This is a genomic window from Phyllobacterium sp. A18/5-2 (assembly GCF_025452215.1).
Taxonomy (GTDB): domain Bacteria; phylum Pseudomonadota; class Alphaproteobacteria; order Rhizobiales; family Rhizobiaceae; genus Phyllobacterium; species Phyllobacterium sophorae.
On the sequence record NZ_CP104968.1, the window covers coordinates 160,102 to 181,440 of the forward strand.

The 21,339-nt window shown below is 56.5% G+C and carries 21 protein-coding genes and 3 pseudogenes; 4 read left to right on the forward strand and 20 right to left on the reverse strand.

The window, feature by feature from the left end; translation table 11 throughout:
* Positions 1–24: 24 nt before the first annotated feature.
* The 4 genes and pseudogenes from N8E89_RS27220 to N8E89_RS27235 all read right to left on the reverse strand — a co-directional run bounded on the left by N8E89_RS27220 (position 25) and on the right by N8E89_RS27235 (position 3,944).
* On the reverse strand, positions 25–546 hold the full coding sequence (locus N8E89_RS27220) for a PQQ-dependent catabolism-associated CXXCW motif protein (protein WP_262263635.1): 522 nt from the start codon (positions 544–546) through the stop codon (positions 25–27).
* 65 nt (positions 547–611) lie between these two features.
* Positions 612–1,471, reverse strand: a pseudogene (locus N8E89_RS27225) (substrate-binding domain-containing protein).
* A gap of 4 nt (positions 1,472–1,475) precedes the next feature.
* Entirely contained in the window at positions 1,476–2,000 is a 525-nt protein-coding gene (locus N8E89_RS27230) for a c-type cytochrome, methanol metabolism-related (RefSeq protein WP_262263636.1), read from the reverse strand.
* A 168-nt stretch (positions 2,001–2,168) separates the two neighbouring features.
* On the reverse strand, positions 2,169–3,944 hold the full coding sequence (locus N8E89_RS27235; RefSeq protein ID WP_410010485.1) for a methanol/ethanol family PQQ-dependent dehydrogenase: 1,776 nt from the start codon (positions 3,942–3,944) through the stop codon (positions 2,169–2,171).
* 578 nt (positions 3,945–4,522) lie between these two features.
* Here N8E89_RS27235 and N8E89_RS27240 point away from each other — a divergent pair.
* On the forward strand, positions 4,523–4,873 hold the full coding sequence (locus N8E89_RS27240) for a hypothetical protein (protein WP_262263637.1): 351 nt from the start codon (positions 4,523–4,525) through the stop codon (positions 4,871–4,873).
* Between the two features lie 18 nt (positions 4,874–4,891).
* On the opposite strand, the gene N8E89_RS27245 is transcribed toward N8E89_RS27240, so the two are convergent.
* The 7 genes from N8E89_RS27245 to N8E89_RS27275 form a co-directional block, all read right to left on the reverse strand.
* Complete coding sequence (locus N8E89_RS27245) at positions 4,892–5,746, reverse strand: quinoprotein dehydrogenase-associated SoxYZ-like carrier (protein ID WP_262263638.1); 855 nt, start codon at positions 5,744–5,746, stop codon at positions 4,892–4,894.
* An 88-nt stretch (positions 5,747–5,834) separates the two neighbouring features.
* On the reverse strand, positions 5,835–6,794 hold the full coding sequence (locus N8E89_RS27250; RefSeq protein WP_262263639.1) for a quinoprotein relay system zinc metallohydrolase 2: 960 nt from the start codon (positions 6,792–6,794) through the stop codon (positions 5,835–5,837).
* Complete coding sequence (locus N8E89_RS27255; protein ID WP_262263640.1) at positions 6,791–7,549, reverse strand: ABC transporter ATP-binding protein; 759 nt, start codon at positions 7,547–7,549, stop codon at positions 6,791–6,793. Before N8E89_RS27255 ends, N8E89_RS27250 begins: the two co-directional genes overlap by 4 nt.
* Complete coding sequence (locus tag N8E89_RS27260) at positions 7,509–8,243, reverse strand: ABC transporter permease (protein ID WP_262263706.1); 735 nt, start codon at positions 8,241–8,243, stop codon at positions 7,509–7,511. Before N8E89_RS27260 ends, N8E89_RS27255 begins: the two co-directional genes overlap by 41 nt.
* A gap of 84 nt (positions 8,244–8,327) precedes the next feature.
* Positions 8,328–8,813 (reverse strand): substrate-binding domain-containing protein, encoded by a 486-nt coding sequence (locus N8E89_RS27265; RefSeq protein ID WP_262263641.1) that lies wholly within the window; start codon positions 8,811–8,813, stop codon positions 8,328–8,330.
* A complete protein-coding gene (locus N8E89_RS27270; RefSeq protein ID WP_262263642.1) occupies positions 8,770–9,315 on the reverse strand; it encodes an ABC transporter substrate-binding protein in 546 nt (181 codons plus the stop codon). The genes N8E89_RS27265 and N8E89_RS27270 overlap by 44 nt, the downstream gene beginning before the upstream one ends.
* A gap of 38 nt (positions 9,316–9,353) precedes the next feature.
* Positions 9,354–9,563, reverse strand: coding sequence for a hypothetical protein (locus tag N8E89_RS27275; protein ID WP_262263643.1), 210 nt, complete (start codon positions 9,561–9,563; stop codon positions 9,354–9,356).
* 326 nt (positions 9,564–9,889) lie between these two features.
* Between N8E89_RS27275 and N8E89_RS27280 the strand changes: the two genes are divergently transcribed.
* Positions 9,890–10,276, forward strand: coding sequence for a c-type cytochrome (locus N8E89_RS27280; RefSeq protein WP_262263644.1), 387 nt, complete (start codon positions 9,890–9,892; stop codon positions 10,274–10,276).
* A gap of 41 nt (positions 10,277–10,317) precedes the next feature.
* Here N8E89_RS27280 and N8E89_RS27285 read toward each other — a convergent pair whose 3' ends face one another.
* The 9 genes and pseudogenes from N8E89_RS27285 to N8E89_RS27325 all read right to left on the reverse strand — a co-directional run bounded on the left by N8E89_RS27285 (position 10,318) and on the right by N8E89_RS27325 (position 19,497).
* Positions 10,318–10,875, reverse strand: a complete 558-nt coding sequence (locus N8E89_RS27285; protein WP_262263645.1) for a thioredoxin family protein — start codon at positions 10,873–10,875, stop codon at positions 10,318–10,320.
* Between the two features lie 21 nt (positions 10,876–10,896).
* Positions 10,897–11,586 carry a ribulose-phosphate 3-epimerase gene (rpe, locus tag N8E89_RS27290; RefSeq protein WP_262263646.1) on the reverse strand — a complete coding sequence of 230 codons (690 nt, stop codon included), beginning with the start codon at positions 11,584–11,586 and terminating at the stop codon, positions 10,897–10,899.
* Positions 11,583–12,521, reverse strand: a complete 939-nt coding sequence (cbbX, locus tag N8E89_RS27295) for a CbbX protein (protein ID WP_262263647.1) — start codon at positions 12,519–12,521, stop codon at positions 11,583–11,585. Before cbbX ends, rpe begins: the two co-directional genes overlap by 4 nt.
* Complete coding sequence (locus N8E89_RS27300; protein WP_106665622.1) at positions 12,514–12,933, reverse strand: ribulose bisphosphate carboxylase small subunit; 420 nt, start codon at positions 12,931–12,933, stop codon at positions 12,514–12,516. Before N8E89_RS27300 ends, cbbX begins: the two co-directional genes overlap by 8 nt.
* Before the next feature lie 10 nt (positions 12,934–12,943).
* Positions 12,944–14,404: a form I ribulose bisphosphate carboxylase large subunit gene (locus tag N8E89_RS27305; protein WP_106665621.1), complete on the reverse strand. Its 1,461-nt coding sequence runs from the start codon at positions 14,402–14,404 to the stop codon at positions 12,944–12,946.
* Positions 14,405–14,437: 33 nt separating this feature from the next.
* Positions 14,438–15,517, reverse strand: coding sequence for a class II fructose-bisphosphate aldolase (gene fba, locus N8E89_RS27310; protein ID WP_262263649.1), 1,080 nt, complete (start codon positions 15,515–15,517; stop codon positions 14,438–14,440).
* Between the two features lie 19 nt (positions 15,518–15,536).
* Positions 15,537–17,549 carry a transketolase gene (tkt, locus tag N8E89_RS27315; protein WP_262263650.1) on the reverse strand — a complete coding sequence of 671 codons (2,013 nt, stop codon included), beginning with the start codon at positions 17,547–17,549 and terminating at the stop codon, positions 15,537–15,539.
* 10 nt (positions 17,550–17,559) lie between these two features.
* Positions 17,560–18,433: pseudogene (locus tag N8E89_RS27320) on the reverse strand (phosphoribulokinase).
* A 15-nt stretch (positions 18,434–18,448) separates the two neighbouring features.
* Positions 18,449–19,497, reverse strand: a pseudogene (locus tag N8E89_RS27325) (class 1 fructose-bisphosphatase).
* 121 nt (positions 19,498–19,618) lie between these two features.
* On the opposite strand from N8E89_RS27325, the gene N8E89_RS27330 reads away from it, so the two are divergent.
* Entirely contained in the window at positions 19,619–20,566 is a 948-nt protein-coding gene (locus N8E89_RS27330; RefSeq protein ID WP_262263651.1) for a LysR family transcriptional regulator, read from the forward strand.
* Between the two features lie 241 nt (positions 20,567–20,807).
* Positions 20,808–21,335, forward strand: coding sequence for a FecR domain-containing protein (locus tag N8E89_RS27335; protein ID WP_262263707.1), 528 nt, complete (start codon positions 20,808–20,810; stop codon positions 21,333–21,335).
* Positions 21,336–21,339 lie beyond the last annotated feature (4 nt).

A 21,339-nucleotide genomic window follows, 5' to 3' on the forward strand; every position in this document is an offset into this window, starting at 1 on the left:
GCCACCCTGGCGCAGGATTCTGAATTAATACGGTGCACTTCTTTGTGTAGGCTGCTTCGCCGCCACCCATCCATCGGTGCCCAAAGGGTACCAGAAGACTGACCGGTATCCCCACTCTACGGCCCTTTTGGCAGCATTCCACGACATCCAGCAACGCGCCATACAGTAGAAAAGCACCTTTCGATTCATGTCGTCTCCCAATCGAGACTTCAGGCCTTTACGGAAGTAGGCTTCCGTCTCCTTGTTTATGACTCCGTATCCGACATTGGGGAGCCAGATACTTTCGGGAATATTCTCCCGTATTTTTTCCTTCCAGATCGTTCCAGCCGGAAGATTTGCCGGCTTAGGATCGTGGGGAAGGACATCGACAAACACAGCCGACCTGTCTTTCCAAAGGGCAATAGTCTCACTTGTGGTGACAACCGTCGCTCCTTTCAACGTCGCAGGAACCGGGGCACGGTAGTTCTCGGTCCTGTATGCTTCGGGCTCCGGCACAGTCTCAGTCGCTAACGCTGCAGTCGTCATCATGACGAGCAAAACAGCCATTATGCTAAAACAATTCCAAACCCGTTTTCTCACGTTACTCCCTGTCCACGGTCCTCAATGCCCAGCTATTGCGTAATCGGCTTGTTATTCTCATCGATCAGCGGAACCTGGTAATCGAGCAATATCCTATTGATATCCGCCTGGTTCTCCCTGATGACCTTGTTCAGTGTGCGTTTCCATTCCTGATCAGAGGGCCGCACGCCCATGGTAATGCGGTACGCCATATGCCCGGACTTTTCCTTCACCAGCGGCACAATCGTCAGATCTGGATCAATTTCTTTCGCGTAATATCCGGCCATCGGACCCCAGAGGATCGCTACATCAATCACACCGCTCTTGAGTTCCTTCAGCATGACGTCAGCCATGGAAGGCGCAAGACGCGTGTCGACCATGAGCGGATAGGGATGGACATTGCGCATGTAGCCGGCTTTGGCCAGATTGGCTGACGGCGGCGTTCCGGCGACGACTCCGATTTTCTTGTCTGCCAACTTGCGGTCCTCGATCGTGTCCACACCATCAAGGCCACTGTTTTTCTTGTAGATCATTACGTAGGTCGAGCGGTAATAGGCATTGGTGTTCTGGACGAGTTCGTCGCCTTGCGCGTACCCCATGATGACATCACAGCGGTTCGCCCGCAGCGTATTGCGCACAAATCCCGTCGACATCGGATACCATGTATAGGCTACCGATTTGCGTCCGGTCTTTGCCGCCACGAGGTCGGCCAGCTTGTTTTCAAGCCCTTGCCGCTCTCATCCGAGAACGGCATATTGGATGGGTCCGCACAAACGCGCAGCACATCTGGATCAACCAGTTCGCCGGCAGCGCCGAGACCAGCCCCTTGAGCGAGAACGCCGGCTGGGGCGGCGATGATTGCTGCCATCATGCAACCGCCGATCCATTTCACTAAAGCTCGCCGATGCCGCATCATCTTATCCACCCATGCAGGATGCTTCCGCATCTTTGGCAGCTTGGGGCTTGTCCTCATGTTTTGCAGGACGCCCTCGCGGAAGATCTCCAACGGCGCGCGCGCGCAGATAGACATAAAGGTCATCCATATAACAGTAGACATTCTTGTTGTTGCCAAACGCCGGCATGACGTTTTCCTTGCCAGCGCTCAAGTTCTTGCGGCCCTCAGCAACAATTGAAAGAAAATCGGCATAGCTCATCGCCTTAAGCGAGTTGGCAAGAGCCGGTGCAAAGGACGATCCAGCACCATCGGCCCCATGGCATACATGGCATTCCGAGTTGAACCGGCGATAACCGCTATAGCTATACCAATCGACTGTACCGTCCTCTTGTATCTTGAATGTTGGGCTCCCCTCCTTGTCGGTATATTTGCCGTTGTCGTCGGCGGCAACCGCAGCGGCTGCCTTGTCGTCGGCGTAGGTGCTGCCTTGAGATGCCAACAGGGCAAGTCCGGCAGTAACGGCAAGAAATGTCATTCGAATAGGCATTCGGGATCCTCGCATTCCAATCCGACAGGCCAGCACCTCTCGGCCCCGGTTCGACGGTTGTGATTGATCATCAATTTTGGTGACACAAGGGGCCCGGCCTGGTTGGAACCGGGCACCCTATTTTCTAGGCCTGCATCTGCAAGCTCAATGTGTCCACGTCGTTCCGGATTACTCGGGAACGGTGAAAACGGTCAGCTGACCGCCCAAGGTTGTGTAGTCCGCCAGAGCGGCATAGCCGCCGACGGCGCCCAGACCCGCCGTGCCGACGACAGCAGCTTCATCGCCCTGGGCTCTGCCCTGGTCAACGGCGCCGTGCCACGCCGTGGCGTTTTCAGGCGCCAACAACCCGGCAGCGAGGCCGATACCTGCCCAGCCACCAACACCGGACAGAACAGCAACATATTGTTTGCCTTTATGTTCGTACGTGGTGACGTTGCCGATGATGCCGGAGGGTGTCTTGAACTTGTAAAGTTCCTTGCCGTCCTTATCGACCGCCTTCAAATAGCCTTCGAGTGTTCCGTAGAAAACAACATCGCCATCGGTTGCGAGAGCACCTGACCAAACCGAGAACTGTTCGGGTTTGGACCAAACAATCTCACCCTTTGCCGCATCCCAGGCGATGAAGTTACCCATGCCGCCATGACTGTTCGGAGCAGGATACATGGAAAGCGTTGCGCCGACGTAAGGCTGACCGGCGGTGTAGTTTACCTTGTAAGGCTCATAGTCCATGCAGACATGGTTGGTTGGAACGTAGAAGAGCTTGGTCTTTGGCGAGTAGGCTGCCGGCTGCTGGTCCTTGGTACCAAGAGCCGCCGGGCAGATGCCCGTCGTATTCACGTCTTCGCCTTGTACCTGGGTCGAGTATTTATCCACGACCTTCGGACGCCCGAAAGTCTTGCTGTCCTTGTTCATGTCGACTTCCGTCGCCCAGTTAACCGCTGGATCGTATTTCTTTGCGACCAGGAGCTCGCCGGTCGCACGATCCATCGTATACGCAAAGCCGTTGCGGTCGAAGTGCACGAGGACATCGCGAGGCTTACCCTCGATTTCAATGCCATCGGCAAGGATCATTTCGTTGACGCCGTCATAGTCCCATTCGTCGTGCGGCGTCATCTGATAGAGCCACTTGGCCACGCCTGTATCGGCATCTCGGGCCATGATGGTCATGGACCATTTGTTGTCGCCTGGACGCTGACTTGGGTTCCAGGTAGACGGATTGCCGGTGCCGTAGTAGATCAGATTCAGCTTGGGATCGTACGAATACCAACCCCATGTTGTTCCACCACCGATCTTCCACTGATCGCCTTCCCAGGTATTGGTACCGGAGTCAGCGCCGACCGGCTTGCCGAGGTGAGTGGTTTTTTCTGGATCAATCAATGTTTCCTTGTCGGAACCCATCGACCATGCACGCCAGGCCTGTTTGCCGTCTTTGATATTGTAAGCCGTCAATGAGCCGCGAACACCAAATTCACCGCCGGAAATACCGACAATGACCTTGTCTTTCACAACCATTGGCGCTGAGGTTCCAGATTCACCCTTGCTGCCGTCTATTGCTTCAGCGTTCTTGACCGACCATGCGACCTTGCCTGTCTTTGCGTCGAGAGCAACGAGCGTCGTATCCGCCTGGTAGAGGAATATCTTGCCATCGCCGTAAGCGACGCCACGATTGACTGTATCGCAGCACATGATGGGAATAACGTTTGGATCCTGCTTGGGCTCGTACCTCCAGAGGATCTTGCCGTCATTGTTCAGATCGAGTGCATACACCGTATTTGGAAAGGGCGCATGGACATACATCACATCGCCGATGATGAGAGGACCTCCTTCATGGCCACGTAGCACACCGGTCGAAAACGTCCAGGCAACCTGAAGGTTCTTGACGTTGTCCTTGGTGATCTTGTTGAGTTTGGAGTACCGGGTATTGGCATAATCGCCAGTCTGAATCGCCCAGTTTTTGAATCAGAGATCAAGCCCTGTACGTCATCATTGGCTAAGGCTACACCCGCCAATGAGAACGACATAGCCGTCGTAGCCAATGCTATTCCCATTAAATTCTTGTGTACACGCATTTTGAGTCCTCCCTAAGTTCACATTTATGAACCATCGGACGAAGCCGTTTTCAGTAGCGGGCTCGCTCCATTAGCTCACGCAAATGGGGAAGTATTTCCGGCAGCGTGTCACGACCTAAGCCAGGCGCGCAGAGGGCACCGTTACTGCCCACCTCGCTTGGCCTACGAAGACTGTCACCACTCCCTTGACGGTAACGTCCTTGAAGCCGGAAACAAATGGACGATAGGAGAAAGAAATGCATTACGCAAGCACGATTATCAATTTATATTTGCTGCATTGCAAAATACTATTTTTGCGATGCAGTAAGCAGTCGGTTTAATTGGCATAATCTGTTAAATGCCCCTGTCACAAAATTTGATACTTGAATCTTCGTTAATGTTTGCCGTTCAATATTATTTTTTGCTATCTACTTAAAAAATGTATATTTTCACTGGGCGAAAGCGAGATATCTCATGATCACGCCAAAAAACGTGAATGCTGCCTTGTTAGCTCTTGCAGCAATTGCAGCCTCCTCCCCGGCAAAAGCTGCGTCAGATTACCCCACTTCGACGCTCGCGGAATACGTCTACGGATGCATGAAAGCCAATGGTGAAAACCGCGATATGCTCCAACGCTGCTCCTGTTCGATCGACGTGATCGCTTCCGTTCTAACCTATGAGCACTACGTGGCGGCGGAAACTTTCAAACAGATGGGACAAGTCCCTGGGGAGAATGGTGTGCTCTTCCGCGAGAGCGCTCCGGCCAAGGCTGCAACAAGCGAATTGAAGCGCGCCCAGGCCGAAGCCGATATGCGGTGTTTCTAGAAAATTGTTGGGCCTGGATTACAGACTCGACGATTGCAGCGGCCATTCGTCCTGGAATTTCTTGCCTTTCGTGTCCGCTGCCTCGACCTTGACGTCCTCACCGGGTTTCGCGTCGAACTCGAAGCGGAAGTTTGGATCTTCGGAGATCGATATTCCACCCTCCATTGACATGATTAGGCGATCGCCTTGCGATACCGTGAGTCCTTGAATGAAGTGCGCGGGGATATAGTAGCGGGTGAGCTGGTCCATCTGCAGGCCGGAATTGTTAGGATGGCGTATCATCAGCTGCATCTCGGTTGCGCGTGTCATCGGCTCGGTGCCAGGTGCGTTGGTGGGGAACACCCGTAATTTCATTTTCCCGAGCGAAGCCATCGCCTCAGCCTGGTTTTTCATCGCAGGCGCGGAGCAGCCTCCTGACGCTTTCACGAATGTCTCGGTCATATGAAGCTTGCCGTCCTCCGTCTCCGCGATCGCCCTGACATAGGAATAGGCATTGACCCGCAACCGGGTCGCAAGGTGGGTTACGCCCGCATCCTTTCCGAAAGTGAACACGGCGGCGACAGGCGCCGGATTTTCATCGACGATCAGTGTAACAGCTTTGATCCGGCGGGTCGCTCCATCGGTTCTAAAATGCAGATCCACGGGGACGATGGCTGCGTCTTCAGCACGTTTGGGGGCTTCGATGGAAATAATGTTGTCGGCAGGTCCGATCACTTTCTGACCGAACACGTCACCTTTCAGACTATTCCAGGTCTTGCTTGCCGGAGCGCTCGTATCCTGCGCACCAGCATTCACGGATACTGCAGCTCCAAGCAGTGTCAAAAGAACGACCGCAACAATCCGGCTGCGTCGGTTTATTGAAACAATCTTCATTATCTTTGTGCCTCCACCAAGAAAAATTGGCGGTGCCCGGCCATTCGTCAGTATATCATCTTGCTGGATGATCTGGCAAACAGCACGATCATTCCCATTCAAGCTCGGCAAAGGAAGCCGTGGCATTGCGTTCGTTATATTCGTCGAAGAGCTGCCAGTTCCCCCGTTCGCTTTGTGCCGCCATCTTGACGGCTTTCGCAATGGGTACGCCATCGGCGATTGCCTGACGGATGTCGCCTGCGAGGACGTCAAAGTATCGCTCCTCGGGGTCAAGCGCTTCCGGCCATTTTGATGGCACCGGACCATGTCCCGGAACAGCCAGTCTTGCCTTGATCGCCTTCAGGGTTTCCAGCTGTGCAATCCACCCGCGCAACGATCCGTCCATTGTCGGGAGATGGTCGATGAAACAAAGATCGCCGGTGAAGAATGTGCCAGACTGCTGATCGAAAACAGTCAGGTCGTTGTCCGTGTGGGCAGGTTTCCATGCCTTCAAGGTCAAATGGCGGCCGCCGAGGTCAAGCTGTTCTTCGTCTGTGATCAGTTTGGCGGGGGGCACGATCCGAATGTCGGCCATCAAGGCGACGCCCATGCTGTCGCGATAGCTCTGCAGGTAGTAATCGCCGCGGCTCGCAAGGGCACGCGGCAAATTGCGATGCCCGACGACAACTGTGTCAGCATCACTGAAAGCAGCGTTACCGAATATATGGTCGGGATGCATGTGTGTGTTGATGAGATAACGGATGGGTCTGTTTGTAACGGCACGGATGGCAGCAATCAGCGCCCGGCCTTCGGTCACACTCCCCCCGCTGTCGATCACGGCAACGGCGTCAGTGCCAACGACAAAGCCAACGTTACAGATCTCGCCTTTATTCTTGGCATTCATCATTTCGGGAAGGCCCGCAAAGGCAAAGACCCCACCTGCAATCTCCGTAACGGGCAAAACCGCGCTATGCGCGGATTGGGATCGCGCAAACCGCATAGGCGACATCCCGCAACACGCAAAGAAAGCTCCGGTTTTAAGGACACTGCGCCGTGTCGGTCTGTTCATGACACGTTCCTGATACCTGCGAATTTCTCGTTGAACGAACGAAGGAGATCAGCATTGACCTGTTCGTTGCGATATTGGCGCGGCAGGCGGATGTCAAAGGTGCCAAGAACATGGGCCGGGCGATCCGACAATACAATGATGCGATCCGACAGCATGATCGCTTCCTGCAGATTGTGCGTCACCATCAAGGCCGTTGTCGGGCGTTCGGACCATACAAACAGGAGCAAATGCCTCAGCTGCTGCGCTGTTGGCTCGTCAAGCGAAACAAAAGGTTCATCAAGCAAAAGGATATCCGGTTCAATTGCCAGCGCCCGTGCGATCGCCGCCCGACGTGCAAGGCCAAGCGAGAGCTCCGCCGGGTAGAAAGTGCGCATCTTGGACAGGCCCAACTGACCAAAGAGCGCATCAAGATTTGCGCCTCTCAACTTCTTGGGCAGCGCCAGCCGCACATTCTGCTCGACCGTTCGCCAAGGAAGAAGCATCGGTTCCTGAAACACGGCACCCATACGCGCCTGCGACTTGCCCGGCAGTTGAACGGAGCCGCGGTAGTCCTGATCAAGGCCAAGCAGTATGCGTAGCGTCGTCGTCTTCCCGCATCCGGAAGGACCGAGAATGCAGGCGAATTCATTCTCCTCGACCTCGAAACGCAGTTGACGCAATACGTCGATCGTTCCGCCATTGGACGAGCGAAACGCTTTGTCCTCGATATTGACCTTAAGCCGCGCGGCGGCGCCAGCGAGTGGATGTGTGTTCAAGAGGCTGCACCACGACAAGTTCTATGAAGAGCATCACGGCAACGAAAGCCAGGGTATAGGCAAGGATCGCCGCGACATCGAAAAGCTGGAAAAACAGATTTATCTGGAAGCCTATGCCATTCGAGCGGCCGAGCAGTTCCACCACCAGCACGATCTTCCAGATAAGCGAAACGCCTGAGCGGGAAGCTGCCGCGATGAATGGCTGCAATTGCGGCAAGAGAACATGCCGCAATTGGTCTAATGCACCAAAGCGATAGACTTTTGCCATTTCCGCATAGCGGGGATCAAGCGCTCGTGTTCCTTCTCGCATCGTGACAACGACATTGGGAATCTTGTTGACCGCAACCGCACCAATGGCTGCGGCCTCGTTCAGGCCGAACCAAATATAGGCGAGCACGATAATCACCAGCGCCGGTATATTCAGAAACAGGATAAGCCAAGGGTTGAAGAACTGATCGGCGCGCCGATGGCTGCCGAGCAGCACTCCGATCACCGAACCAATGATCATTGCCAGGAAAAAGGAGGCTGCAACACGCCACAGGGTAATGGCCAGATGATAGGGCAGATCGCCGCTCGCAGTTTCGCTGAGGAAAGTCTGCAACACAAGCAATGGTGCTGGAAAAGATCGGCTTGGCCATAGGGTTGCTGCCACATGCCAGGCGACGAGCAGCACCGCAAACGACAGCACGACCATCACGGATGAATTCCATCGGCGCAACCCGTCCGCGGGCTCGCTGTTGTTGAGAGCCTGTCCGGTTTTTGTGGCCACTGGCCCCATTTATTCTTCCTTCCAAAACGTGCCGGGAGCAAGTGTCGTGGCGGGGCCGACAAGCCGCGGGCCCCCGAGTTCAGCAAGAACCGCATAGAGTTTCGCCGCATCCGCCTCTTCTTCCTCGGCAGTCCCTTTGGGGATTCCCTCCCGGTAGCGGTCGCGCAACACGTCCAGTTCGCGGCCCTCAGCTTTGATGACGGGTGACAGACGTTGCCAGTCCTCATCGGATCGCGCGAGCAGCGCCTTCGCCTCGCGGCTGGCGCCGATGAAGCCGGCGATCACTTGCGGGTGCGCTTTTGCCCATTTCTCGTGGAAAATATAGCCAATGGCGGATGCGGTACCCGATGCACCCAACGCCTTGGCAGCATCGTTTGTCCCGATCAATCGGTGAAAGCCGTTAGCCTCCAATCTTGCACAAAAATTCCAGAAATTCAGAACCGCATCAAGTTCATCCTGCTGCGCCTTTTTCGGCAAGCAGCGGCGGTGCGCCATAGATGATCTCGTTTTGCGTCGCCAAATCAACTGAAAGCTGTTTTTTGGCGAGGCCCTGCAAAAGCAGCCAGCTTTTATCGAGAGGTCCGCCGGCAACACCGATCTTCTTGCCCTTCAGATCGGCAAGACCTTTCAGCGGCGACCCGTCGCGAACCATCAACGCACCGACAGAGCTGGAATAAGGGACGAACGTCAGGTCTTCGCCGGACGAGCGCTGCCGGGATACCCAAAGCCAGTCGCTCACAATGATATCGACGCCACCAGCCATCATTGCGACATTGGTCGCATCCTCACTGGCGAAGAAACGGATATCGATGTTCACACCATGTTTCTCATCCAGCTTATGGTGTTTGATCGTGTCGAGTTCCCAGTTCACAGTGCCAAACTTGAGAACGCCAACCCGAATTGTTTCAGCAGCAAAGCTCGCGCAGATGCCAAGGCCGCCAAAAGCCAGCATGAACAAGAACAAGAAGCGAAAGAGGCGTTGATATATTCCTGTCACGATGCCCTCCCAGACAAATCGTTGTGTCTTCCTCTGACCTATAGTGTCAGCTCCTTCCTCGGATAGGCGCACTTCCACCGGACAACCCGAACCTTAGGATGTCCTTCGGACCACTTGGCGATTTCAGCTGGCGCGAGGAACATGCAATTGAGCATACCGCCCTTGTCTTCGAAGTGCAGCCGTTCTTCCCGGCAGTTTGACGGGTTCGACACGAGACAGATCGTAAGGACGAGATCAATAACATCCAAATGGCCACCTCCAATCTATCGACCAGATCGCCTGTGATACCGTCAGCAATTGGACCGGTATTTCCAGGAACAATCGTCCTATTGGTTTCTCAAGGTGCCCGAATGAGAAATATATCACTAAGGTACGGATCCCGCCTCAACACGTCAATCGTGACAGACGGGAAAACGCAATCGTGATCCTGCGGCGTTATTTCACCGGCCAACGATTGACTTATCAGGAGCCGACGGTACCTTCTGGAAGCGTTCTAAAAGATGGTGGCGCCAATGCATGGAAAATTGGCGCCGGTCTTCGTCCAGGGCACCCTTGGCGAAAATGAGGAGATGCCATGCGTTATTCTACTGTTCTGATAAGTATGTTGGCGGCGGTTCTGTCTATTGCTGGAGCCCGCGCCCAAGAGGCCGGTGATGCCAAGGCCGGAGAAGTCGTATTCAAGAAATGCGCCGTATGTCACGTGGCCGATACCGACAAAAACAAAGTTGGACCGTCCTTGTTTAAAGTAATGGGCAGAACTGCAGGCACGCACCCAGGCTTTGCCTATTCACCCGCAATGAAGGCGGCAGGCGCTGCCGGTCTTGTCTGGGATACGGCGAGTTTGCGCGATTATCTGCACGATCCAAAGGCAAAGGTGAAGGGCACAAAAATGGCCTTCGCCGGTCTGAAAGACGACACGGATATCACCAATCTTGAAGCTTATCTGAACCAGTTCAAATAGCTGAAATTGCCGTCGGCTGATTGTGCCGGCGGCACCTCGCCTTAAGCAGTCTCACGCCACTTGATCGAACAGCCGATTGAAGCGATCTGCTCGCGTGGACCTTGCCCCGCATTGGAGACCTGTTTCATTGCCTCAAACAGGTCACGGCGCATATCGGGCGCCCCCTCTTCCTTGCGCGATGCATCGAGGCGGCCGCGATATTGCAGTTCGCCGCCGCCATTGATGCCGAAGAAATCAGGCGTGCAAACCGCACCATAGGTCCGCGCCACACTCTGATCGGCATCGTGCAGATAGTGAAAGGGAAACGCGTTTTCACGAGCGAAGCGCTGCATGTTTTCGTAAGAGTCGGCAGGATAGGCAGTATCGTCGTTAGAATTGATGGCGACAAAACCAACGCCAAATTCCCTGAGGTCGCGAGCATCGCGTACAATGCGCTTGATGACGGCCTTTACATAGGGACAGTGGTTGCAAATGAAGGCAACCACCAGGCCCCGGCGTCCGGCCTGGCCCAGAATGGAATGAACCTGACCATCGGTCCCGATCAGACTGGCGTCCACGGCCTTCCAGCCGAAATCGCATACTGGTGGTGTCGCCGCCATTTCTCTTCCCTCCGGTTTGGGTCACGCCGCTTTCTGATGCCTCGCATGATCGGCAGCATGACGGATTGCGGCGATATTGTCAGCATAGGCTGTCTTGCCATTACCCTTGAAGATGGCGGAACCCGCCACAAGCACATCGGCACCCGCAGCAGCGACGAGCGGTGCCGTGTCCGGGGTAATGCCGCCATCAATTTCGATATGAATCGGCCGGTCGCCGATCATCGCTTTCACACGCCGCACTTTCTCGACAACCGACGGTATGAATGCTTGCCCGCCAAAGCCGGGATTGACGGTCATCAACAGCACCAGGTCGAGCCGGTCCAGCACATATTCGATGACATTTTCCGGAGTCGAAGGGTTGAGTGACACACCCGCCTTCTTGCCGAGGTTGCGAATGGCCTGCAGCGACCTGTCCAGATGCGGGCCGGCTTCCGCATGCACCGTGATGAAATCGCAGCCCGCATCGGCAAAAGCACCAAGGTAGGCATCCGTCGGTGCGATCATCAAATGGCAATCGAATATTGCAGCGGTGCGATTGCGAATGGATTTTATGACTTGCGGGCCAAAGGTGATGTTCGGCACGAAGTGCCCGTCCATGACATCAAGATGCACCCAATCAGCGCCAGCCGTCATGACATCTTCGACTTCCTGGCCGAGGCGCGAAAAATCGGCCGAGAGAACGGAAGGTGCAATGAGTGTCCTCTTGTTCATGGCGTTTGTTCCTCCCTTGGCGATGCGGCAAATACCCGGCTGACCCTGATATCGTCCGCAGTGATGGTGGATAGCTCGGCCGCATCTGTCGGGCCATTGGATGCCTCGAACAGCCGGTTCGCGTGCCGCAGTCTCGCCCTGTCCAGCGCATTGCGGATCGAGCGGGCATTGGCAAAGTGCGGCTGCTGGCGACGCCGTTCGATATAGTCGGCCATGATAGCGCGGCCTTCCGCATCGAAACTATAATTCTGCTTCGCGAGCATCATTTCGGAAATGCTCAGCAGCTCGTCTGAACTATAATCCGGGAAATCGATGTGATGGGCAATACGTGAGCGGAAGCCGGGGTTGCTTTCGAAGAACTTATCCATGCGATCGGCATAACCGGCCAGGATAACGACCAGATCGTCACGCTGGTTCTCCATCACCTGAAGCAGGATTTCGATCGCTTCCTGCCCGTAGTCCCGCTCGTTTTCCTGCCGGTGCAGATAATATGCTTCGTCGATGAACAGGACACCGCCCATTGCCTTCTTGAGGATTTCCTTGGTCTTCGGCGCCGTATGGCCGATATATTGGCCGACAAGATCATCGCGGGTAACGGAGACGAGATGACCTTTGCGAATATAGCCGAGGCGATGCAAGAGGTCCGCCATGCGCAAGGCAACGGTGGTCTTGCCGGTGCCGGGGTTACCGCTGAAACTCATGTGCAGCGTCGGTGTTTCGTGCGCCAAACCCATCCGTCTGCGTGCCCGTTCAACGAGAAGCAGGGCAGCCGTTTCCCTGATGCGCTGCTTGACCGGCTTCAGGCCGATCAGGTCGCGGTCCAGCTCGTCGAGAACATCCTTGACCCCGGACTCGACATATTCGGCCCGCAGGTCGATGGCAGCGGGAATCTCCGCGCTGCCATCCACAAGCTGCGTGATGCTGGCGTCAGCCATAGCGCTGCCCCGCTGGCTTGTCAGTGGAGTAGGCTCTTGTAGTATAGCGGACGACGCGACCTTCGCCTTCCTGGCGAGCAAGGTGGAATCCAGGTTCCTCCGGCGGCCGATTGACGAGGAATGAGAGTTTCACGGACTCCCAGCCATGGCTGTTGTCGAAGGCGACGAAACGGATATAGCTATCGCCATAAACCTTGCGGCATTCCTTCAATTCCATGATCAGTGCCGCTGCATCCGGATTGTCGAACATGGGATGGCCCCACATATCCCAATAGGTGTTACGGGGGTGCGGATCATCGGTGAATTCAAGGCTCACCGCCCAACCCTTGTCGATGCAATATTGTGCCTGCCTGGCGATTTGCTCGTCGGTCAGATCAGGCAGGAACGAGAATGCTCCCTGGGTAATACGCATATCTCTTCTCCTATTCGGCTGCTGTTGCTGTCGGAATGAAATCCGGCGAGTCGGTTGAGGTGTAGTTGAAGGAGACGTCCTTCCAGACCTCGAGCGCCTGCTGCAGAGGCTGGCAGTTGCGCGCAGCCATGCGCAGGATTTCGGGACCTTCGTTGACGATGTCGCGGCCCTCATTGCGCGCGAGCACCATGCATTCGAGCGCAACGCGATTGGCTGTCGCACCGGCGGCGATGCCAAGCGGATGACCGATCGTGCCACCGCCAAACTGCAGCACCACATCTTCGCCGAGGAGGTCCAGAAGCTGGTGCATCTGGCCGGCATGGATGCCGCCGGACGCCACCGGCATCATCTTGTTGAGAGAGGCCCAGTGCTGGTCGAAGAAGACACCGTTCTCCAGCTTCGTCGGATTGAAATCCTCGCGGCAGATGTCGTAGTAGCCGCGCGTTGTTGCTGGATCGCCCTCGAGCTTGCCGACAACCGTACCCGCATGGATGTGATCCACCCCGGCAAGCCGCATCCACTTGGCGATGACGCGAAATGACACGCCATGGGACTTCTGCCGCGTATAGGTCGAGTGACCGGCTCGATGCAGATGCAGGATCATGTCATTGCGCCGCGCCCACTTGGCCATGGACTGGATCGCCGTGTAGCCGATGACAAGATCGATCATGACGATGTTCGAGCCCAGCTCCTTGGCGAAGTCGGCACGCTCATACATGTCCTCCATCGTTGCCGCCGTGACGTTAAGATAGCTGCCCTTGATCTCCCCGGTTGCGGCCTGCGCCTTGTTGACCGCCTCCATGCAATAAAGGAAGCGTTCGCGCCAATGCATGAATGGCTGCGAGTTGATGTTCTCGTCATCCTTGGTGAAGTCGAGACCGCCCTTCAGGGCTTCATAGACCACGCGGCCATAGTTGCGACCGGACAGGCCAAGCTTGGGCTTCACGGTTGCGCCCAGCAGAGGACGGCCGAACTTGTCCAGTCGTTCGCGTTCGACAACGATGCCAGTTGGCGGGCCCTGGAAGGTTTTTACGTAGGCGACCGGCAGGCGCATGTCCTCGAGGCGCAGCGCCTTCAATGGCTTGAAACCAAATACATTGCCGATGATCGATGCTGTCAGGTTCGAGATGGAGCCTGGCTCGAACAGGTCGAGATCATAGGCGATGTAGGCAAAGTACTGGCCCTCGCCATTCGGGACCGGGTCGACACGATAGGCCTTGGCGCGATACTTTTCCGTTGCGGTGAGGCGGTCGGTCCAGACCACCGTCCAGGTGGCAGTCGATGATTCACCGGCCACTGCAGCAGCGGCTTCGATCGGATCGACGCCATCCTGCGGCGTGATGCGAAACAGCGCTATGATGTCGGTGTCCTTCGGTTCGTAGTCGGGCTCCCAATAGCCCATCTTCTTATATTCCATGACACCGGACCTGTAGCGGTCCTTTCCTGTGACCGTTTCTGACTTGTTTGACATGGTGAGGTCCTTTCCCTTTAATTTCAGTCTCAGTCAGGCAGCCTTGGCTGCGGCGATTTGCGGATCCAGCTTCCCGGCGGCATAGCGTCTTGCCATGTCGTCCAGGCCTATCACCTTGATCTTTGAGGCGTTCCCGGCCGTTCCGAACCGCTCGAAGCGATCGCGGCAAAGGTCGCGCATGGCATCCATGGCCGGTTTGAGGAACTTGCGCGGATCAAATTCCGCCGGGTTTTCCGTGGCTATCCGGCGGAACTGCCCGCTCATGGCCATGCGGCAGTCCGTATCGATATTGACCTTGCGCACGCCGTGGCGGATGCCCCGTTCAATCTCTTCGACCGGAACCCCATAGGTTTGCGGCATCTCGCCGCCAAACCGGTTTATGACATCCTGCAGGGCTTGCGGAACGGATGACGAACCGTGCATCACCAGATGCGTGTTCGGCAGCTTGCGATGGATCTCCTCGATGACCCCCATCGCGAGAATGTCGCCGTCCGGAGCACGCGTGAACTTGTAGGCTCCGTGGGAGGTGCCACAGGCAATGGCCAAGGCATCGACCCTGGTACGCATGACGAAGTCGACGGCCTGATCGGGATCGGTCAGCAGTTGGTCATGGCTCAATACGCCGCTTGCTCCATGACCATCTTCCGCTTCCGCTTCGCCGCTTTCGAGAGAGCCGAGGACACCAAGTTCCCCTTCGACAGAGACCCCAACCCAATGGGCGATCGTGGTGACACGCCTGGTGATCTCGACATTGTATTCATAGGAAGCTGGCGTTGCCGCATCGGCTTCAAGCGACCCGTCCATCATAACCGAAGTAAAGCCGTGCCGTACTGCCGTCATGCAGGTGGCTTCGTCATTGCCATGATCCTGGTGCATGCAGACCGGGATGGAAGGATAAATATCGACCAACGCGTCGATCATCCGCGCTAGCATCAGGTCTTTGGCATAGGACCGGGCGCCGCGCGATGCCTGGAGAATGACTGGCGCATCGCAGGCCGCAGCCGCTTCCATCACGGCGAGGCCCTGTTCCATATTGTTGATGTTGAAAGCGGGAACGCCATAGCGGTGTTCGGCAGCATGATCGAGCAATTGTCGCAGGGTGATCCGGGCCATGATCAATACTCCTTTCAGTTCAGTTGATAAGCTTGCGCGCGGTAGCAACGATGTTTTCGGGCGTGATGCCGAAATGGCGGTAAAGATCCGAAGCCGGTGCGCTGGCGCCAAAGCCCTGCATGCCGATGAAAGCACCTTTCTCGCCGATCCAACGGTCCCAGCCCAAGCGGGCCGCCGCCTCGATGCCAATACGCGGCGCCGCGGCCAGAACCGAGCGGCGATAGGCCGGCGTTTGGGCTTCGAACAGCTCCCATGACGGCATGGAGACAACCGCAGCGGCGATTTTGTATTGACCGCGAAGGATGTCTGCAGCGGTACACGCGATCTCAACTTCGGAGCCGGTTGCCAGAAGCGTTATCGCCCGCGGCTCCGAAGTTTCCCGCAACACATAGGCACCGCGGCTCGATCGGTTGTCATCACTGTGCGCGTGGCGCAACATGGGTAGATTCTGGCGCGACAGAACGAGAACGCTCGGCCGGTCGCGACATTTGAGTGCCAATTCCCAGCATTCGGCAGTCTCGATAATATCTGCCGGCCGGAACACGTTGATATCGGGAGTTGCCCGCAGCATCGCCAGGTGCTCGACAGGCTGATGAGTCGGCCCATCTTCGCCAAGCCCGATCGAGTCGTGGGTCATGACGTAGATCACCTGCTGACCCATCAAGGCCGACAGCCGCATGGCTCCCCGGGCATAATCGGCAAAAGCCAGGAACGTTCCGCCATAGGGTACGAAGCCGCCATGCAGCGCGATGCCATTCATGGCAGCGGCCATCGCGTGTTCACGAATGCCGTAGTGTATATAGCGACCAGAAAAATCCCCAGGCGCAACGTCTCTCATTCCGGGCGTAATTGTCAGGTTGGAATGGGTTAGGTCGGCCGAGCCGCCAATCGTCAACTCGGTGGCACTATTGACGACACCGAGCACCAGCTCCGATGCCTTGCGGGTTGCGACCTTGGTCGCCTTCTCAACGTGGTCGCGGCGAAACGCATTGAGTTCGTCGAACAGCGCTTCTGGCAATTGCTTGTGAACCGCTTGCCTGAATTCGTCGCAGCGTGACGAAGCCCCCACCCGGACACACCATTCGCGCCGTTCGTCGGCACCACGGCGCGCGACGTTACGCCATGTTTCCACGATGGCTTCCGGAACATCGAATGGCCGGTGCGGCCAGTCCATGGCCTGCCTCGCTGCTGCGATTTCGCTGTCGCCGAGTGGCGCCCCGTGGGTCTTTTCGGACCCCTGCAGGTTTGGTGCACCCTTACCGATGATCGTCCGGCAGGAAATCAGCGACGGCAGGTTCGACGACCTTGCCCGGCTGATGCTATCGGCGATTGCCTCGAAGTCATGACCGTCGATCTCCTGCACGTCGAAACCTGCCGCCTTGAATCGCGCCAATTGGTCCATAGACGTCGATAGCGATGTCGGCCCGTCAATCGAGATGGAGTTGTTGTCCCAAAAGACGATAAGTTTCGACAATCCCAGATGACCCGCAAGATCGATCGCTTCATGACTGATACCCTCCTGCAGACAGCCATCACCGGCAATCACATAAGTATGGTGATCAACGATCTGGTCGCCGAAACGCTCCCTTAGCAACCGTTCAGCCATTGCCATGCCCACGGCCGTAGCGATCCCTTGGCCGAGCGGTCCGGTCGTCGTTTCAATCCCCTGCGCATGGCCATATTCAGGGTGACCTGCTGTCTTCGCGCCGAGCTGGCGAAAGCGCTGCAGTTCCTCGACCGGCATATCGGGATAGCCAATCAGATAATGCAGGGCATATTGCAGCATCGAACCATGCCCGGCCGAGAGCACAAAACGGTCGCGATCCGGCCATTGCGGGTGCAGCGGGTCAAGCTTGACGAACCGGTTGAAGAGGACTGTTGCAACATCAGCCATGCCCATCGGCATCCCGGGATGGCCGGAGTTCGCTTTTTGAACGCTGTCCATCGCGAGCGCACGAATTGCGTTGGCCATATCGCGTTCCGACACGGTTTCGATGCCTGGATTCCCTTGAAGGAAAGCTTGTGTATTCATCGTCTTCTCCTCACGAGGCTCGGTTTTTGCGTTCGATCAACTGCATGATCAGCGGCGTCAGGATGAGTTGCATGGCAAGGTCGAGCTTATTGCCTGGCACGACAATCGAATTGGCCCGCGACATGAAGGAGTCGTGGATCATCGAAAGCAGGTAAGGAAAATCGATCCCGCGCGGCCGGGCAAAACGAATGACCAACATCGATCTCGTCTGGTGTCGGTATCCACCTTGCTATGAAAGGATTGGACGTATCGACAATCGGCACACGCTGGAAATTGATATCTGTCAGCGTGAATTGTGGCGTGATGTAGCGGACATAATCCGGCATACGGCGCAGGATGACGTCCATCACCGCCTCGGTGGAGTAACCGCGCGTCGAGCGATCACGATGGATCTTCTGGATCCATTCGAGATTGATGACGGGCACGACACCGATCTTCAAGTCGGCGTGGCGGGCGAGATTGACGCCCTCGGCTACCGCGCAGCCGTGCAGCCCTTCATAGAACAGCAAGCTGCTCGGCGGAAAATCGCGCCATTCGGTAAACGTGCCCGCCGGCGTGCCGTAAAGCTCGGCTTCCGCGTCATCGTGAATGTAGGTTCGCGTCTGCCCCGTTCCCCTGCGTCCATATTCCTCAAAGACCGCTTCCAGGTTCTCGAGCTCGTTTGCATCGACATGGAAATGCGTAAAGTTGGGATTACCCTTGCTTTCTTCCTCTGCGACCTTGGCCTTCATGGCATTGCGATCGTATTTGTGAAATGCATCGCCTTCGATATAGGCGGCTTCGATTTCCTCGCGGCGGAAAATCAGCTCGAAGATGCGCTTGACCGAGGTGGTTCCGGCACCGGACGAGCCGGTAATCGAGATAATGGGGTGCTTTGCCGACATGGTATCCTCCTCCCATCACGCCCTGAACAGGCCGCGATTGCTGAAGAGCGGCGCGCGCTCACCAATATTGCTGGGTTCTGTGTGGTATCTTCCGATACGAGCGACTTCTCTCGATGATCCAAATATCAGCGGTACACGCTGATGCATGCTCCTGGGCGTCAGCTCGAGAATCCGGCTCGTCGTGTCGGTTGCCGCTCCGCCCGCCTGCTCGACAATGAGGGCGATGGGATTGGCCTCGTAGACCAGTCAGATCCGGCCGTCGCCATACCCTTTTCGCTTGTCGCCAGGATAGAGAAACACACCGCTACGCACGAGAACACGGTAGGCTTCCGCCACCAGAGAGGCGACCCAGCGCATGTTGAAGTCCCGTTCGCGCGGACCTTCCGTGCCTTTCAGGCAATCGTCCACATAAAGACGCACGGCCTCGTCCCAATGCCGGTAGTTTGCCGCATTGATGGCAAATTCATGCGCGCGGTCGGCGATGACGATGCTCTCATAGGCTTGCACGAAGGTGCCAAGGCGCGATGAGAAAACGAACACATGCGTGCCACTGCCGACAGTGAGAACCAATGCCAGTTGTGGTCCATAGATAAAAAACCCGGCAGCGAGCTGACGCTCCCCTTTGGAAGAACGAAGCGTTCGGCTCGCTGTCCGGGTGGCCAACCACCGGGAGGATGGAGAAGATCGTCCCTATCGAGACGTTGGTATCAATATTTGAGGAACCGTCCAGCGGATCAATCGCCAGAGCAAGCGCCGCGTTTGGGTCGAGCAGGGCTGGATGTTCGAGCTCCTCGGAACCGTAAAGCGCAACCGGCGCGTGGCGCATGGCTTCAAGAAACATATCGTCGGCGAAGACATCGAGATCTCGCTGCGAGATCGCCGTCGGCATTCCTGCTGCCGTGGGCACTGGAAAAAGCCTTCCCCAGCGCGCCCTGGTTGATCGTATTGCGGATCTTCACGGATGTTAGCGAGAGGTGGCGCACAACGGACGCCACTGCGGTGCGAAGCGCGTCACCGCTTTCTGCATAGGATCCGAGAAAGGCGTCTAGTGTCGCCGTTGTCATGGTATTCCTCCCGTGCCTGCTCGTCTCTTGGCGTCAGACTTCGAGGGCATGGAAGCAGTTGCAGATCGCTAAGTAAAATTTATTATATTTACGGAGAGGCTAAATTATTTTAACTTAAGCCATGCGCAATCTCAATTTGAAACAGCTCCGGGCAGTCCAGGCCATTATGAAGCACGGTACGATTGCCGCTGCCGCCAATTCTTTGGGCCTGACGCCACCGGCGGTAACGATCCAGCTCAAGCTCATCGAAGACGACGCAAACATCATCCTGTTCGATCGAACGAACGGGGGTCTACGACCGACCGTCGCCGGCCTGGCTTTTCTCGACGCGGCGCAGATGATCGAGGAACGGCTGCGATTGCTCGACGATGAGATCGACGCAATCAAAGGGCTGCGCGTCGGCAGTCTGACTTTGGGCGTCGTCTCGACAGCCAAATACTTTGCCCCGCAACTGATGGCGACATTCAGGAAGGAACATCCGGACATAGCCATCAAGCTCGCGATCGGCAACAGGGCCGAGACGATTGCCAGCTTGAAGAGCCATGAGGTTGATATCGCATTGATGGGCCGCCCTCCGAAGGATATTCCGCTTCGCTCTTCCGTCTTTGGTGATCATCCACTCGTCATGATTGCGGCACCCGACCATCCACTTGCCAAATGCCGGGACATCAGCAAGGAGCGTATCGCCCAGGAGCATTTTCTCGTTCGCGAGCCCGGTTCCGGAACACGCATATCATTGGAGATTTTCCTGAGTGAGTTGCCGGGGCGTCTCGATGATCTCGGAACGGAAATGTCGTCCAATGAAACCATCAAACAGGCTGTCATGGCAGGGCTTGGCATTGCGTTCATCTCGGCCCACACAATTGCCCTGGAGCTCGAGGTCGGCAAGCTGGTGATGCTCGATGTGATCGGCATGCCTATCCGCAGGCAGTGGTTTTCGGTCGTGCGCACCGACCGGGTCCTCTCGCCGGCGATGCGTGCTTTCCAGGATTTTCTTAATCGCAAGGGCGCGCAGTGCCTGCCATTCTTTGAAAAGCTCTATCCCGATTCAGCCGCCACACTTCGATAGAGGTCCGTTGCGCCATGTGGGAATGCCTTCCGACCTTGCGCACATTGGACACGTCACCTGCAAAGGCTCAGAGGCAACAGGAATGTCCTGACCTAGTTCAAATAGGGAACTTGAAGCTTGCATCCCAATGCGTTGAACTTCCGCCTCGGCCGTAAAATAACGGACGCGATGCCGCAACCTGGCTATATTGAACCGGCTCGCGGTAAGCGTTGCATGATCAAGGAGCAACTCCATGGCATTGATGGGCACAATTTTCCGCGGCGTGGCGCCTGCGTTACTGGCATTTACATTCTGCATGGGCGCTGCCTTCGCCCAGTCTCCCAAATCCGGCTGTGCGTTGCAGCCCGTAGGCGGCACCTCCCGTCAACTCCTGCGCTGTCAGGGCGGACTGACAATCGTCGCCGAAAGCGGAGCCCGCTTTACGCTCGTGGACCGTAACAGGGACGGCAAAGCGGACGCAGCCAGGCTGCAGAGCAAGGCCCTGTTGCTGGAATTTCCCGCAGGGTCGTCTGGAACCGGTTTCCAGGTAAGCACACCGCAAGCCATCGCCGCTGTGCGAGGCACCAAATGGGCAGTGGATGTCGCGGCGGGCAAGACATCGGTATTTGTTGTCAGGGGTGCCGTTGCCGTTCGGAGGCCCACGGGAAGTGCCGGGGTGGTGCTCAATCCCGGCGAAGGTGTTGACGTTGAAGAAGGAACGGGGGCTCTGACAGTCAAGCGGTGGCCGCGTGCCCGCGTTTCAGCACTGATGGCGCGCTTCGGTCAGTAAGCCA